The organism is Weizmannia agrestimuris, from assembly GCF_943193165.1.
GTDB lineage: Bacteria > Bacillota > Bacilli > Bacillales > Bacillaceae_C > Weizmannia > Weizmannia faecalis.
Genome location: NZ_CALPDC010000033.1, coordinates 18,154 through 33,803, shown reverse-complemented (window position 1 = coordinate 33,803; position 15,650 = coordinate 18,154). Strand labels below are relative to the sequence as shown.

Genomic DNA, 15,650 nt, shown 5'->3' with positions numbered 1-15,650 from the left:
GGCTTTCGCGTGCAGGCATTTCCCTGGATTTGTTGTAAAACCTTTGCATTTAAATGGTTGCCAAAGCTGTCAGCATCTTTGCCAAATCTAGGAATAAGGACCTGTTATAGCTGAAAAAGATGGAGGGTGCCGATCTTGAATTCAAAACACGCACGATGGATCTGATGGAACCCTTTTTGGATTTTGTTTCAGAATCATATGTTGACATATCGTTATTTTTCGATATAATGATTTGTATGGAACTCATTGAAGTCTTTAAAGCCTTATCCAATGAATCAAGATTGCAAATTTTACAATGGCTGAAAGAACCGGATCGTCATTTTACGCCCCACGAAGGGATTGATATGAATACTACAGGGGTATGTGTTAGTCAAATAACAGATAAATTGAAAATGACGCAATCCACAGCATCTCAATACCTTTCCATACTGCAACGAGCTGGGTTAATTACGGCAGAACGTATTGGTAAATATACTTACTACAAAAGAGATGAAGAAGCCATAAAAAAAATTGCCACTCTCTTTGAAAAGAATATTTAAGGAAATGAAACTGAATCCTAATTATGAATTCAGTTTCATTTCACTAAACAAATCGACATATCACGATATGTGTTTTTGTCGATACAAAACGTTCAACCCTGATATATTTTGATGATGAAGGAGTGATTTATTTTGTCAAACACTGGTAAGGTCTACATCTTAGCGATCGTAAGTTTTTTAGTTGGAACTTCACAGTATATCATTTCCGGAATTTTGGATAATATTTCAGAATCATTAGGCATTACTCTTGCAGCAGCTGGTCAGTTAATAACCATTTTTTCGCTCGTATATGCTATTTTCACACCCGTATTAATGGCTATCACCTCCAGAATGGATAAACGTAAGTTAATGATATATTCACTTGGTCTATTTGTTATTGGAAATATTCTTGCATTCGTCCTTCCTGGTTATGGATTCTTTATTGTCTCAAGGATTATTATGGCCCTCGGTGCAGGGATGGTTGTAGTGACAGCCTTAACGATTGCGGAGAAAATTGCTCCAAAAGGTAAGAAAGCTAGCGCCATTGCCACTGTCATTATGGGATTGACAGCATCATTAATCATTGGCGTTCCACTTGGAAGAATGACGAGTGAGATACTGGGTTGGAAGGCTGTTTTTGGAGGGATTGCCTTACTTGGATTAGTTGCAATGGTTATTATTTCGCTTACCATTCCCAAAATTCAGGCGGAAAAATTGACACCTTTAAATCAGCAACTCGCTTTATTAAAAAAACCAAAAGTGGTACTCGGATTAGCCATCACTTTTTTCTGGCTTGGCGGATATTCCATTGTTTATACCTACTTATCCCCTTACCTGCTAAATATTTCAGGTGTAAGTGACAAATTGCTTAGCGGCGTTCTCCTTATATTTGGTATTGCCAGTCTAGTTGGATCAAAGTTTGGCGGATTTAGTACCGATCGGTGGGGTGTGCGGTTCACACTCATTGGTGGCATGATCTTACATATCACCATGCTCGTTCTGTTATCAATCGTTACCCACTCTTACGTGGGCGTGTTGGTCATATTAATATTATGGTCCTTTGCAGCATGGTCTACTGGCCCGACTCAACAATATCACCTAGCTACAATAGAGCCGGAATCATCTAGTGTATTGCTCGGTCTCAATCAATCAATGATGCAGTTGGCCATGGCGGCAGGGGCAGGCATTGGGGGTATCTTTGTAGAGAGAATTTCCCTCACTTCCATTACCTGGTTAGCCGCTTTAGGCGTTACAATTGCAATTGGATTAACAATATTGACTTCACGTTCTCCTTCTAAAAAGACCTCAGTCGACTGCAACGTCGTGAAGTCGCAATAAATTGTTAGAATCGTACCTTGTTGTCAAATTAGTGAATTGAAAGTTCAAAGCAAGGAACGAATACCAAGTAAGAATTCCTGCACATGCTCAGATTGTAGACAAATAGGGGTTCAGAACTTGTCCCTAAGTTCTGAACCCCATTATGATGCTCATCTTCAAACTCGTAAATAGAATATAAAAAATATACTAAAATAACAAATTTTAGGTTTTGTTCGCTCATCCAAGTGTATTGCCCCTTATAAATGGGTACAAGAAATTATCCGGCAAGCATAATCACGTAACGATGACGGAGGGATAATGTATGAGTGAACAAATCCGAAATGGTCAAAAACCGGCAAAGGGGATTGCCCCAAATGTGGAACCCGATGCCTTATACAATGATAAAAGAAAAGTTTTCCTCTTTGGTTCCCCAAGCTACACAAATATCGGGGACCAGGCCATTGCCTATGCAGAGGAAAAATTTATCCGTAACCATTTTCCTTATTACGAATACATCGAAATAATGGATTATGCGACGGATGAGGGAATTGATTTTGTGAAAAAGATCATTGGGAAAGAGGACATCGTCTGCTTTACGGGCGGCGGTAATCTCGGCAGTCTCTACCTGGACATTGAAGAAGACCGTCGAAAAGTAATCTCGGCTTTTAAAGATTATAAAACCATCTCTATGCCGCAATCCGTTTATTTTGAACCTACCGAAAAAGGACAGCGGGAGAAAAGGAAATCGCAGGAAGCCTATGGCAGTAATCCAAATCTCACCATATGTGTCCGCGAATCACAAAGCCTGGAATTCGTCAAGGAGACCTTCAACGCAAATGTATTGTACACCCCGGATATGGTTCTGTCGTTAAAAATTGAACCGCAGGATCTAAAAAGGGATGGCGTGCTTTTTGTATTAAGGGCGGATAAAGAAAAAGTGACAGATGAAAATTTTGTCTCCGAACTCATGGAAAGAGCTGCGAACATCGGGCCTGTTGACCGCACGGATACCGTTTTATCGGAAGTGGACACGATCGATTATGCGGACAGGGAAACCTATTTTATGAAAATGCTGCACCGGATCGGCTCGCGCAAACTTGTCATTACCGACCGGTTGCACGCGATGATTTTTTCAATTATCACCAGAACGCCGTGCCTCGTATTCGGCAATAGCTACGGGAAAGCTAAACATTCCTATACCGACTGGCTTTCCGGATTGAATTTTATCCAGTATACGGACAAGCAGGATCCGGATGAACTGGAACCGTTGATTGCCCGCTTGCTCCAGACGGAACCGAATGAAATAGATTTGTCGGAAGATTTCCAGGTACTGCGGGATTATTTTAAATCTTAAAATGGTGCACGTCTATCCGATGTCGGCCGTATTAAACCCACTTTTATGTTCAGCTTGTATCCGCCGGGCTTTTTTAACAAGGCGTGCATGTTTACCACTTGCCTGCAAATAGTAAAACAAGGGCGCAAAATTAGGCGGGGCAGCCTGACGCGCGGTCCCGGCTGAACGTGAATCAACAACAAAGGAGAATGCACATGAAGAAAAAAGATCGATTTTTGGAAGGCGCGAAAGTCACGAAAGACAATCAAATATTCGGGACACCGAACAGCAAAGCAAAAGATGGAACTGGAAACTCACCGAACGATGATGTAAGAGAAAGAAACAACCGGTAGCGGGCCCGATGCACTGTTTAAAAAGACTGCTCCTCTTTGGGGACAGTCTTTTTTAAAAACAAATAAAAAAAGGAATGTTTAAATTATTCTATGATAATAAAATACTTGTTCCTTGTATATAAACAATTGTATTTCGGGTAAAAACATATTACAATGAAAAAGTAATTTGTTATAAAGACTGACAATGCTATTTTTCTATTTTTTAAGCATGTTTGAAAAAAACAGCGGGAGTGAATGGCGTGGAAGAAAGAGAGTTAAACAGAGGCTTGCATGCGCGGCATATTCAAATGATTGCGATTGGCGGTACAATCGGTGTCGGGTTGTTTATGGGGTCTGCCAGCACCATTAAGTGGACAGGGCCGTCCGTGTTGCTGGCGTATGCGATTGCCGGGATTTTTATCTTTTTTATTATGCGTGCAATGGGAGAAATGCTCTACGTTGAGCCAAGCACGGGCTCCTTTGCCACATTCGGCCATCAGTACATTCATCCGCTCGCAGGTTTTCTCACAGCCTGGAGCAACTGGTTCCAGTGGGTGATTGTCGGTATGTCGGAAATCATTGCCGTTGGATCTTACATGCAATTTTGGTTTCCGCACTTGCCGGCATGGATTCCGGGGCTTGTAGCCATGGTGATCCTCGGAACGGCCAACCTCGTATCTGTAAAATCGTTTGGCGAGTTTGAGTTCTGGTTTGCGATGATTAAAGTGGTAACGATTATTTTTATGATTATAGCCGGGCTTGCCATCATTTTATTCGGGATCGGCAACGGGGGGCATGCCGTCGGGTTTTCCAATCTGTGGGAGCATGGCGGTTTCTTTACCGGCGGGCTGAAAGGTTTCTTCTTTGCCTTATCTTTGGTCGTAGCAGCCTACCAGGGTGTTGAACTGATCGGCATTACGGCAGGCGAAGCAAAAAACCCCAGCCATACATTGAAAAATGCGATCCAAAATATCATTTGGCGCATATTGATCTTCTATATTGGCGCCATTTTCGTCATTGTTACGCTTTATCCGTGGAATGAACTTGATTCCATCGGCAGCCCGTTTGTGGCGACTTTTGCAAAAATCGGCATTACGGCCGCAGCCGGCATCATTAATTTTGTTGTCGTTACCGCCGCATTATCCGGTTGCAACAGCGGTATCTACAGTGCCGGCCGGATGCTGTATACGCTCGGCGTGAACGGCCAGGCACCGAAAATTTTCACGAAAGTATCAAGCAATGGCGTTCCACTTTTAGGTACAATCGGTGTTCTTGTCGGCCTTGTGATTGGTGTAGTGTTAAGCTATATCGCACCGAAAAATCTGTTCGTATATGTATACAGTGCAAGCGTCCTGCCGGGGATGGTGCCATGGTTTGTCATTTTAATCAGTCAGATCCGGTTTAGAAAGATGAAAAAGGCTGAAATGAAAAACCATCCGTTTAAAATGCCGTTTGCACCGGTTTCCAACTATGTAACCATTGCATTTTTAATCGCTGTCCTGATCGGCATGTGGTTTAATGATGAAACAAGGATGTCACTTGTTGCGGGCATTGTCTTTCTTGGCCTTGTCACGGTCTGTTACTTTGTTTTCGGCATTGGCCGTGCAAGTTCAAAAAATGCGAAAGTGCAAGCATCCAAAGGGAAAAAGATACTGGATCACCCCCAATCATGAACAAAAATAGCGTGCGAATGGAGCACGCTATTTTTGTTCATTTACGATGGCCCCGGCTTTCTTCTTCAACCGTTCAAGCACATGATCCAGTTCGTCCGGCTGCAGAAATTCAACGGGGGAAAACCCTTTTTCAAAGAGGATGGATTCAGACTCGACGATCGTGACATACCGGTCTCCGATTTTGGCGAGATGGACCGTTTCGCCAAAATCGGAAAGGAGGGCATTCACCGAAATATGGTCCAGTTTCATTCGCAAATCGGCCTCCGGGGCAGTTTCGACAATCTGGGCCGCGGCTTCGATAACCTGTTCCGCCGGCAATCGTTCCTGTAACGTCCGCTTGGGGCTTGCTTCCCAAATCTCAAGTTCTTTTTCGAATTGCTCGTATTCGATGCTGTCTTCATGCAGCACTTCCTGAAAATGTTCTTCCACCATCGTCTTCACTTGCGCTTTCATGATTTCCGGCATCGATTCGCCGTATTCCACATACTTTAAAAATTCTTCGAAATAACGGGCGTGAGATGCCTGGTGAATTTTCAGCTCTGATTCTTCAATCATGCCTTCTTCCGGCATATGCGGATACTGGATGGATTTCATGCCTTTTGTGGTAATCGCCATTTCCACTTTTTTCAACAATGTGGATTCATCGGCAATCGTGGCGACTTTCGGTTCGAAATCGCATTTCAACAAAAAAACAAACGGTTCATCGAAGTATTTCCGCATCGTTGCATTTGCGATCAGAAACGCGCCGTCCCTGACAGCATTGGTGTCCAGATAGGCGGCGAGAAAGGCTTCGCTTGCTTTTTGAAACTCACCAATCGTGCCGGCCATACGCGCACGGTTAAACAAATTGAAGTTCGGGTTGGAGTCAAGGCCGTAGCCCGGTTCCACAATAAAGCGGCCGATTTTCGTCGGTACTTGTTCGGACTTCGGATGCTTATCCACTTTCCTTTTTACGATTTTTTCAAGTTCGCCATCGAGAAAGTCTTTTACGTTACTTATCTCATAATTTTCGCGATCTAAAGTTTGAAAGTGCCTGAACTGTTTTCTCGTTTGTTCGCCTTCCCCGTCTGTCTGGATGACATAGAAGGAAAGGAAATTGATGTTAAAATCCAATCGTTTCACCCGGTTTCTCTTTTTTCACTGAGCACTATTTTACTTGAAAAAACGGGTTTCCACAATGTGCTTGCTGGACGCGGATGATTTGCGGGATTAAAATGGATAGGAAAACGGATTTTTGAAAAAAGAGGTGGAGATTTGCAAACCTTTTTACATATTCTGCTTTTAAGTACGGTTGAACTTTTCAACCTGCTTGGAACGATCATTGTGGTCGGGTTTGTGCTCGGTTTTTTGGAAAAGCGGGCAACGGCCTTCATTTACCACGTTTTCGGGTGGAAGGGGATTGCGGTGACGGCATGGCTCGGTACGCCGGTCCATGAATTTAGCCATGCCTTGATGTGCGGCATTTTTAGGCATGAAATTGTCGAGATCAAATGGCTCCAGCTGAAAAGCGGGGATGGCACGCTTGGGTATGTAAGCCACCAATACAACCCGGACAGCGTTTACCAAAAAATCGGAAATTTTTTCATTGGAACTGCCCCGGTGTATATCGGCATTTTGATTTTGTCGCTAGGCATGTATGTGCTATTGCCGGATACATACCGGCCGTTCATGCAGGCAATCAGGGCAGGTCTTCATCCGTATTCCGGCCTCGAAAGTTTCTTTGCATTTTTTGGCCATTCCATCGGCGCACTCGCTAGTCATCTTTTTTCAATCGAAAACTTAATGAACCCCCGTTTTTGGATTTTTGCTATTGCCGGCATTTGCATTTCCGCGCATATTTCGTTGAGCACCGCGGATTTAAAAGGGGCATGGAACGGCTGCCTGTCAATTTTTGGTTTTCTTGTTTTCCTGAATGTGGCCGGTTTTCTCTTCGGATTCCGGACAAACGGCCTGATTGCGCGCATCTCGGCTTATAATTTATATATTTTAGCGTTTTCGGGCATTGCGTTCCTGTTTTCTCTTGTTTGGATGAGCATTGGGTTGCTTTCTGTATGGGCAAAAAAGATCCGATAACGAAAAAGCGTGGCATGCTTCCTTTTGCCGCGCTTTTTCCGTTACCCCTCGTGCACACGCAGTTTTCTTCTTGAAGGTTGTAAAAGGAACATCGATGCCTCGAATCATCTCTTTTTTGATAGGCTTCATTTTCGTAGTTGAATGACGCTTAAATGCCCGAAGTAATTGCAACCAAAAGAAAGCTGTTAATCAAAATACTCAACACAATGAGGATGATGGTTAGAATCGGAACAAATTTCAAGTGTTTCGATGATTTGGATTTAGCCAGTTTTATATATCCAATGAACAGATAGATAATACTCACGATTGCCAATATATAAGGTATCGAAAAGGAAATAATCGGATTGTGTATGATCGTAAGTAGGTCTTGTACACCTGCTGATAAAAAAAACGAAAACAAGGAAAAAATCAATGAAACCACAAAGAAATTCGTCTTTTTTGATGACAAAATGATCACCTCTATTCGACTCTACAGTTATACTCCATTATATACCATTACAATAAATAAGGGCTTGCTGAACGAATCCAATTTTGACTTTGTCTCAATATATAGAAGAATGGTGTATCTGTGAAAATGCGTCAAGCTGCCTTCTCTATACATTGAATCAGCTTTCGAGTGCAAGCTTTTTCTGGATTCCATTGAAAACGATATCCAGTGGGTGAAAGAAAAAGCTGGAAAGGCGGAATCAGATGCTTAGAGAAAAAGGCCAGGCGTATGACACCCCTGACCTCATCCGTAAAATAAAATTTGACAAAGAAAAGCAGCATTTGGATGCATAATACATTAGTAAGTTGTATGCTTTGATGACGGGGTCTCAAAAGCCGTTACCTTCCTCTATTTTATACCGCCCGGGCACGCGCAGTTTTTAAGCTGAGGAGAAAGAAAAATGCGCTCACTGCAACTAAAACAGCTGACAGGATAAGAAAACGGGCTGTTGACATGCCGCTTGCGAACACAACGCCGAGCACGACCGATGACAGGATCGAGCCTAAATACCGGCATGTTTGGAAAAGGCCGGAGCTTGTGCCAACCATGGCTTCAGGCGATTCGTTCAGCATTGCCGCCTGCAGCGCAACATTGCCGATCCCGTAACCGATACCGAGGATAAACAGGATCACACCCATCAGCCAGACCGAGGCATGGATAAAGAAAACGGCCATGAAAACGGCGCCGGCAATCATAGTCAAAGCACTGATCCGGATCGGTCCGGCGGTTCCGGCACGGTCAATCCATTTACCCGAAACGAGGGAAATGAGGATGCTTGCGCCGGACATAAAGAGCATCATGAACCCGCTTGTGTGCACGCTGAAATGAAGCCCGTCCTGGTAGAAGCTCGGCAGTCCGAAGAATAAGCAGTAATTAAATAAATTCAGCACGATGAATTGCAAATACACAACAGAAAGGGAACGGTGCTTGGATAAAAAGCGGACATCAATAAACGGGCGGCCTGTTCTGGCTTCATAGATCACAAATAGGACAAGCAGCACAATGCCTGCCACACCCGTCCAAATATGGACAGCCGACTCCAGTTCCAACAGAAAATACAGAAGCAGTACAAGCCCGGCCGCAAATAAGAAAATGCCGGTCCAGTCGAGCTCGTGCACAACATCTTTGAAAGAAGCATGTCTGTTCTCCGGATCTTTCGGGAAGATAAACCAGCCAAGTAGAAAACTAATCACGATAAAAGGGAAGTTCACGAGAAAAATCGACGGCCAGCCGCCAATCCCGATTAAAATTCCGCCGGCAGTCGGTCCGAGCGCCGTCATGGCAGACGCAAAAATGGACAAAACAGCAAGCGCAGAGGCTTGGTTTTCATGAATATGGGTACGAATCAGTGCGACACCGGACGGATAAATAGCACTGGAACCGATCGATTGGAAAAGCCGCATGAGCAGCAGCACGAAAAAGGCCGGGGCAAGCGGCGCACCGATTGCCGAAACGGCAACAAGCAAAAGCCCTGCAAGAAACATTTTTTTGCGCCCGATCATATCGCCGATTTTTCCGGTCACAGGCTGGGCGACCGCGCTTGCCAAATAAAAGGATGAAATGAGCCACGACACAGTTGAAAAACTCAAATGGAAATCTTTTTGAATGCTGTGAAGGGCGAGCGAGATCATCGATGAATTCAGCGGGTTCAGCATCGTACCAGATGCAATGGCTGTTAAAAAAACCGTTCTTTTCGATAAAGGCATCACAATCCTCCTCGCTTCAGATGAAAGCCTTCTTTCTAGAGCATATCTTTTACCTTGTCTTCCACGTCCATTCAAAACAGAAGTATCATACAACAAATATTTCGGGGGTGCAAATATTATGTCAGTGAAGGTCCGCTTTTCTAAGCCCGCCTTTTTCGTGCAGCTGAAACAAGCCATCCTGAGTGCTCTCCCAAGCCGCAAAACCAGCCAAAACTGCCGGAAAGCACCTGCTTAGTAAACTTGAACCCCAGCAATGAAACAAAAGCGGTTTGTCCTGTAAGAATGCTTCAACCCTTTACGTGAAGCATTCCAGTTTGCGATTTCCGTTTTTTCTGTCATAATAAAGAAACAAAAACAAGAAGAATTGAGGTAGGAACATGAACGTTAAAATCAATCGGAATGCCGCAAAAATGTTTAAAAAAATATTGGAGGAGGAAGATGCGGAAGGAAAAATGATCCGCGTCTTTGTGACCGAGATGCACGGCGACCATGCCCATTACGACATCACGCTGGATACACCGGGAGAACATGATGAAATTGTCAAAACGGATAAGGGCATTGATATTTTACTTGATTCACGCGAGCCGTATTTGGACGGCATCTGGATCCAGTATTTTTACGTGCCGCAGGAAGAATTCGTCATTACAAACCCGAGGATTGAACGCGAACACGGTCATCACCATCATCATTGATTTTTTTTATGTTGAAAGGCAGTGCTTTTTAAATTGGCCAGCCATCAGGCGATGCACATTTTGAAAAAGGGGATGAACAAGATGAAGCATCATCCGGTTTTACTGTTGTCTTACGGAGAGAAAGAAGGCGGATAGAGACAGAAATGACGGGAGGAGGACGACGGTTTGTTTAGTGTATTGGGGAAATTAGGGTGGTTTTTTAAAGCCTATTGGAAAAGATATGCGATTGCAGTGCTTGCGCTTTCAATTGTTAACTTGTTGGAAGTGCTCCCGCCGATGATTCTCGGCGATTCCATTGATAAAATATTCACCGGGGAAATGACAGCACACATTTTTTCCCTCTACATCGGCGTCATGCTGGCGATTGCAGCTGCCCTTTACGGCCTGACCTATATATGGCAGTATAACTTGTTTGGCGGGGCGTTTATCGTGGAAAAAATGCTGCGGTCCCGGTTAATGAATCATTTTTTAAAAATGGCGCCTCCTTTTTTTGAGCGGAATCGTACGGGCGACTTAATGGCGCGGGCGACGAATGACTTGCGGGCGGTGTCCCAGACAGCGGGTTTCGGGATTCTGACGCTTGTTGATTCAACCATGTATATGCTGACCATTATTCTGACCATGGCCGTGCTGATCTCCTGGAAGTTAACGCTTGTTTCGATCTTGCCGCTTCCGTTTCTGGCAGCCGGCATTAAAGTGCTGGGAGAGAAAATTCATAGACGTTTTACTGTTGCCCAGGACGCCTTTGGGGATTTAAATAACCGGGTGCTGGAATCGGTTGCCGGTGTCCGCGTCATCCGTGCCTATAACCAGGAAATAGCGGACGAAACAAGATTCCAGTCGATGACGGAAGACGTTTATCAAAAAAACATTGCGGTCGAAAAAATTGACGCGCTTTTTAATCCGCTGACAAAAATCATTACCGGGATGAGTTACACGATCGGCCTTGCTTACGGCACTTATCTCGTTTTTCACCAGCAAATTACACTCGGAAATCTTGTTTCCTTTAATGTCTATTTGGGCATGCTGACATGGCCGATGTTTGCGATTGGGGAATTGATGAATGTCATGCAGCGCGGCAATGCTTCACTTGACCGTGTAAATGAAACGTTGCGGCATGTGGAAGATGTAAAAGACCCGGAAGCCCCGAAAACGGTTGAACAGCCGGATATCATAGAATTTGCCGATTATACTTTCCGCTATCCAAAATCGCGGGAAGAGAACCTGAAGCATATTCATTTAAAGATCAAAAAAGGGGAGACGATCGGGATCACCGGTAAAACCGGCAGCGGGAAAACAACGCTGATCAAACAACTGTTGCGCGAATATCCGCTTGGAAGCGGCCGGCTGCTTGTCTCCGGTGTTCCAATTGAACAATTGACCAAAGAGGAAGTATTAAGCTGGATCGGGTATGTGCCGCAGGACCATGTGCTTTTTTCCAGAACGGTGAAAGAAAACATCCTGTTCGGTACCGATTCGGCCGGGGAAGCGGAACTGCAAAAAGCGATCCGGACTGCATCACTTGAAAAAGATATCGAGATGCTCCCGGACGGACTTGAAACGCTTGTCGGTGAAAAAGGGGTCGCTTTATCAGGCGGGCAGAAACAGCGGATCTCGATTGCACGGGCGGTCATAAAAGATCCGGAAATTTTGATCCTGGATGACGCGCTGTCCGCTGTGGATGCTAAAACCGAGGCGGCCATTATTTCGAACATCCGAAAAGAGCGGAAAAACAAAACGACCATCATCGCGACCCATCGGCTGTCGGCGATTGAACACGCCCAGTGGATTGTCGTCCTCGATAACGGCCGGATCACGGAGGAAGGGGCGCACGAACAGCTGTTGAAAAACAAGGGCTGGTATTACGAACAGTATATGCGCCAACAGCTCATGTCCCGTGAGGAGGTGGAAGCATAATGGTTGCAAAACGGCTTTTCCGCTATGCGATGAACTTTAAACGTTCCATTTTGATTGCGCTCGCGGCCCTTATGGTTGCCGTTGGGGCGGATGTGTTCAGCCCGATCGTGGCAAAAACGATGATTGACCGCCATATCACCGGCATTGAAAGCGTATGGGTGGAGACCCATGATGCCCGCCAGGCGGTTTCTTATCACGGCCGCCATTACAAACGGCTTGTTTATGCTTCCGCTGAGGAGAAAAAAGGGAAGAAGCGGACGATTGTCCAGGCAGGAAGAAACTTTTATTTCGTAAAAGGCCGTGTTGAAACCGGCGGGAAAAATACGTACCGGGACGGAAAACTGTATATGACCTATAATGGCAAAACGGCTTCTTACCGGGCGGAAAAGATATCCTATGCGGGCGTGCTCCGCTTTTACAGCCCGGAAATCCCGTATATTTTGAAACTGTTAATCTTGTATTTCGGCCTTTATGTTGTGTCGGGATTCGGCCAGTTTACGCAATATTTTTATTTGCAAAAAGCTGCAAACCGGATTATCCAGAAAATGCGGAATGACCTTTTTATCCACTTGCAAAAATTGCCGATCCCATTTTTTGACAACCTGCCGGCCGGAAAGATTGTCTCGCGCATCACCAATGATACGGAAGCCATCCACGAATTGTATGTGGCTGTGCTGTCAAACTTTTTCAGCGGCCTGGTTTATATTGCCGGCATTTATATTGCAATGTTTTTGCTCGACTGGAAACTTGCGCTTGTCTGCCTGTTGTTAATGCCAATTTTATGGCTGTGGATGCGGGTATACCGGAAGTTTGCCCAGCAGTACAACCGGATGATCCGTTCGAAAGTGAGCGAAATGAATGCCATGATCAATGAGTCGATCCAGGGCATGCCGGTCATCCAGGCTTTCCGGCGCGAAAAGCAAACGAAGGAAACCTTTGAACAGCTGAATCGGACGCATTTTAAATACCAGAACAAAATGCTGGTGTTAAACGCCTTGTCGGCCCATAATTTAACCGGCATTTTAAAAAATCTCGTGCTTGTGGCGTTTCTCTGGTATTTCGGGCACAGCGCCCTTTCCGGTTTGTCAGCCGGGCTCTCCGTCGGCCTTTTGTATGCCTATGTGGACTATATTAACCGGCTGTTTAACCCGATCAGCAATATTGTCAACCAGTTCAGCAATCTTGAGCAGGCGCTTGTTGCCGGGGAACGGGTTTTCAGGCTGCTGGATGAAAAAGGCGAGGATGTGGGGACAAAATCCGTACCGCGCTTTAAAGGGCATGTGGAGTTTCGCCACGTCTATTTCGGCTACAAAGAAAACGAATATGTGCTGAAAGACATTGACTTTGAGGCAAAGCCGGGTGAAACGGTCGCGCTTGTCGGCCATACCGGATCCGGAAAAAGTTCGATTATGAATGTGCTGTTCCGTTTTTACGACTGCAATGAAGGAGAAATCCGGATTGACGGGACGGATATCCGGTCGCTTCCGCGGCAGTCCGTCCGTGAACATATGGCGATCGTGCTGCAGGACCCGTATTTGTTTACCGGCACGATTTATTCAAATGTCAGCCTCGGGGACCCGCGCATTACAAAAGAAAAAGCGGCTGCCGTGTTAAAAGCGGTCGGCGCCGATCAAGTGCTCGGAAATCTGGAAGAAGGGCTTGATGAACCGGTCTTTGAAAAGGGGAGCACTTTATCGAGCGGGCAGCGCCAGCTCATTTCGTTTGCCCGTGCACTTGCTTTTGACCCGGCCATCTTAATTCTTGATGAAGCGACATCCAATATTGATACGGAAACGGAATTGGCCATCCAGCATGCCATGGATGTCCTGAAAAAAGGAAGGACCACTTTTATCATTGCCCACCGGCTTTCCACCATCAAAAATGCCGACCAGATTTTGGTGCTGGACCGTGGCCAGATTGTGGAACGCGGCAGCCATGAAGAGCTGATGGAAAGAAAAGGAAAGTATTATCAAATGTACCAAATGCAACATTCAGGCGGAACGGAAGCAGCCGGGTAAATCGGCATGCGAAGCGAATCTGTACTATAACAAACGGGCAGGGAAATTCTCTGCCCGTTTTACTGTTTCTTTAATTGTTCCTGCGCCATCCGGACCAGTTCTTTCACCATGTTTCCGCCGATCGGCCCGCCAATTTTTCCGGCCTGTTCAGCCGTCAGTTTGCCATTATAGCCCTTTTGAAGCGGAATGCCGCGTTCACTGGCCACCTCGTATTTGATATCGTCCGGGTGGTCCGTATCGGTACGATATCCTTCTTTGGCCATCACTTCGGTTTTGAACCGGTCAAGCGCGCTTCTTGATTCTGCGATAAGCGGTTTTCTTTTTCGTTTTGGCATGCGGGTTCCCTCCTCTTAATAGGATGCGGATGGCCAGCTGCCTTTATGCGCCGGGGAGAAAAAACGAAAAATGTTTTTTTTTGAAAAAATCATACAGGATATTTAAAATCTATATGGAATATTTGTATAATAAGAACTGTAATAATACAGCAAATAAAAAGGGAGTATGCAACGTGAAAAAAGCAGTAATTGGTGCATTGCAGATCGGGTTGCTCTGGGTCATTTACGAAATCGGGCTGGAAGCAGTCAAAATCCTGCATTTGCCGGTACCGGGGAATGTATTTGGCATGTTGGTGCTGTTTCTTTTATTGATCACGGGCATTTTGAAGCTGCAGTGGATCGATACGGGCGCAACGTGGATTTTAAAACATTTATCATTCTTTTTTATTCCGATTTCCGTCGGGCTGATGTCGCTCGGTTCATTTTTCCTCCATAATGGCGTGGTGCTGATCGTAATACTGGCTGTCAGCGCGGTTGCCGGCATTGTAGGAACAGGGATTTCCGCCCAACTTTTGGCAAGGGGGCGTGAGGCAAGCCATGAGCAGCAGTTACGCCGTGACACTTTATAGCATTTTCATCACCGTTTTCGTTTACCTGTTGTCGTTGCGGTTATCGAGAAGGTTTCCTTCCCCGTTCACAACGCCTGTATTTTTCAGTACGGTGGTATTGATCGTGCTATTGGCCGCAAGCCATATATCCTATAAAGCGTATCTTCCCGCAAAAGGGGTCATGACCTATTTTCTCGGCCCGGCCACCGTTGCGCTGGCTGTGCCGCTTTATAAAAACAGGGCGATTCTTGCGCGCTATTTTCTGCCGGTTGTCGGCGGCATTCTTTCAGGCAGCATGCTGACTGTCGGGACCGCCCTTGCCCTGGCCAAAATTTTCCAGCTGTCGCACAATATTTTTGCTTCCCTTGCCGTGAAATCCGTCACCGTGCCGGTTGCAAGCGAGGTGGCAAAAATCATCGGCGGCAATGAAGTGTTGGTTGCCGGGTTTGTCATGATTACCGGGATGATCGGCGCCATGTTCGGCCTGAAGCTCTTATCTTTGGCGCGCGTCCACGACCCGGTATCGCGGGGCCTTGCGCTCGGCACGATTTCCCATGGGATTGGAACGGGGGAAGCCGTGAAGGAAGGGGAGCTGCAAGGTGCCGTATCAGGGGTGGCAATGGGGATGGCCGCCATTTTAACTTCTTTTATCCTGCCATGGTTGTTCTAAACCGGGATAAATATATATTACAGCTAAAGGG

14 protein-coding genes are annotated in these 15,650 nt (G+C 45.6%); 11 read left to right on the top strand and 3 right to left on the bottom strand.

Translation table 11 applies throughout. From position 1 onward, the window contains the following. The first annotated feature begins 236 nt into the window (after positions 1 to 236). From NFR98_RS11925 to NFR98_RS11905, 5 genes are all read left to right on the top strand, one after another. A complete protein-coding gene (locus NFR98_RS11925; protein ID WP_026104548.1) occupies positions 237 to 539 on the top strand; it encodes an ArsR/SmtB family transcription factor in 303 nt (100 codons plus the stop codon). Positions 540 to 671: 132 nt separating this feature from the next. After that, the gene (locus tag NFR98_RS11920) at positions 672 to 1,856 is read left to right on the top strand and encodes an MFS transporter (protein WP_251460180.1); all 1,185 of its coding nucleotides are present in this window, start codon (positions 672 to 674) and stop codon (positions 1,854 to 1,856) included. Positions 1,857 to 2,157: 301 nt separating this feature from the next. Then, positions 2,158 to 3,189 carry a polysaccharide pyruvyl transferase family protein gene (locus NFR98_RS11915; protein WP_014098377.1) on the top strand — a complete coding sequence of 344 codons (1,032 nt, stop codon included), beginning with the start codon at positions 2,158 to 2,160 and terminating at the stop codon, positions 3,187 to 3,189. 194 nt (positions 3,190 to 3,383) lie between these two features. After that, the gene (locus NFR98_RS11910) at positions 3,384 to 3,521 is read left to right on the top strand and encodes a hypothetical protein (RefSeq protein WP_014098376.1); all 138 of its coding nucleotides are present in this window, start codon (positions 3,384 to 3,386) and stop codon (positions 3,519 to 3,521) included. A gap of 287 nt (positions 3,522 to 3,808) precedes the next feature. Next, positions 3,809 to 5,173, top strand: a complete 1,365-nt coding sequence (locus NFR98_RS11905; protein WP_199772173.1) for an amino acid permease — start codon at positions 3,809 to 3,811, stop codon at positions 5,171 to 5,173. Between the two features lie 27 nt (positions 5,174 to 5,200). On the opposite strand, the gene NFR98_RS11900 is transcribed toward NFR98_RS11905, so the two are convergent. Beyond that, positions 5,201 to 6,286: a DUF3900 domain-containing protein gene (locus NFR98_RS11900; RefSeq protein WP_026104549.1), complete on the bottom strand. Its 1,086-nt coding sequence runs from the start codon at positions 6,284 to 6,286 to the stop codon at positions 5,201 to 5,203. 141 nt (positions 6,287 to 6,427) lie between these two features. On the opposite strand from NFR98_RS11900, the gene NFR98_RS11895 reads away from it, so the two are divergent. Further along, on the top strand, positions 6,428 to 7,246 hold the full coding sequence (locus NFR98_RS11895; protein ID WP_014098373.1) for a hypothetical protein: 819 nt from the start codon (positions 6,428 to 6,430) through the stop codon (positions 7,244 to 7,246). Positions 7,247 to 8,086: 840 nt separating this feature from the next. On the opposite strand, the gene NFR98_RS11890 is transcribed toward NFR98_RS11895, so the two are convergent. Then, a complete protein-coding gene (locus NFR98_RS11890; protein WP_014098371.1) occupies positions 8,087 to 9,439 on the bottom strand; it encodes an MFS transporter in 1,353 nt (450 codons plus the stop codon). A 377-nt stretch (positions 9,440 to 9,816) separates the two neighbouring features. On the opposite strand from NFR98_RS11890, the gene NFR98_RS11885 reads away from it, so the two are divergent. The 3 genes from NFR98_RS11885 (at position 9,817) to NFR98_RS11875 (ending at position 14,066) form a co-directional block, all read left to right on the top strand. Continuing rightward, positions 9,817 to 10,131: a heme biosynthesis protein HemY gene (locus NFR98_RS11885; RefSeq protein ID WP_013859293.1), complete on the top strand. Its 315-nt coding sequence runs from the start codon at positions 9,817 to 9,819 to the stop codon at positions 10,129 to 10,131. Positions 10,132 to 10,296: 165 nt separating this feature from the next. Beyond that, entirely contained in the window at positions 10,297 to 12,048 is a 1,752-nt protein-coding gene (locus tag NFR98_RS11880) for an ABC transporter ATP-binding protein (protein WP_014098370.1), read from the top strand. Next, a complete protein-coding gene (locus tag NFR98_RS11875) occupies positions 12,048 to 14,066 on the top strand; it encodes an ABC transporter ATP-binding protein (protein ID WP_014098369.1) in 2,019 nt (672 codons plus the stop codon). The genes NFR98_RS11880 and NFR98_RS11875 overlap by 1 nt, the downstream gene beginning before the upstream one ends. A 59-nt stretch (positions 14,067 to 14,125) precedes the next feature. On the opposite strand, the gene NFR98_RS11870 is transcribed toward NFR98_RS11875, so the two are convergent. After that, complete coding sequence (locus NFR98_RS11870) at positions 14,126 to 14,401, bottom strand: alpha/beta-type small acid-soluble spore protein (RefSeq protein WP_251460178.1); 276 nt, start codon at positions 14,399 to 14,401, stop codon at positions 14,126 to 14,128. Between the two features lie 173 nt (positions 14,402 to 14,574). On the opposite strand from NFR98_RS11870, the gene NFR98_RS11865 reads away from it, so the two are divergent. Next, entirely contained in the window at positions 14,575 to 14,970 is a 396-nt protein-coding gene (locus NFR98_RS11865; protein WP_251460176.1) for a CidA/LrgA family protein, read from the top strand. After that, the gene (locus tag NFR98_RS11860; protein WP_251460175.1) at positions 14,939 to 15,619 is read left to right on the top strand and encodes an LrgB family protein; all 681 of its coding nucleotides are present in this window, start codon (positions 14,939 to 14,941) and stop codon (positions 15,617 to 15,619) included. The genes NFR98_RS11865 and NFR98_RS11860 overlap by 32 nt, the downstream gene beginning before the upstream one ends. Positions 15,620 to 15,650 lie beyond the last annotated feature (31 nt).